We start from the raw sequence: 391 nt of genomic DNA on the forward strand, positions 1-391 counted from the left end.
TGCTCCTAAGTCAATATTTGGCACATGTTTTTCTAGACACTTGTTCTGATTCTTTCAGTGTTGAACCAATTAATATAATTTGAGATTCTGAGAATTAAGTCCTCAAAGCTTGAGAAGTGCGTTTGAAAAACGAATTCTCGTTTTAATAATGAATGAAAAGCTTCTATTTGGCTATTATCGTAAGGATATCCTTGCTTAGAATACGAATGGAAGATTTGATGTCGTCTAAGCAAGTTTTCAACATCACAGCTCGTATATTGTGAACCCATATCTGAATGAAAATATGCTGGCCTTTTATGATGTTCAAGTGCTTGGTTAACTGTATCTACTACTAGTTTGGCATTCATCTGTCGTCCTATCTTATATGCGAGTATCTTATGAACTTTTGGCT

At 34.5% G+C, this 391-nt stretch carries 1 protein-coding gene; it reads right to left on the reverse strand.

Annotated features, from left to right (window positions below):
- Positions 1–32: 32 nt before the first annotated feature.
- Positions 33–391 (reverse strand): DDE-type integrase/transposase/recombinase (locus FC19_RS03375; RefSeq protein WP_083488330.1); only part of this gene is annotated, 359 nt, incomplete at its 5' end.

Origin of the sequence: Liquorilactobacillus aquaticus DSM 21051, from assembly GCF_001436755.1 — a bacterium.
GTDB lineage: Bacteria > Bacillota > Bacilli > Lactobacillales > Lactobacillaceae > Liquorilactobacillus > Liquorilactobacillus aquaticus.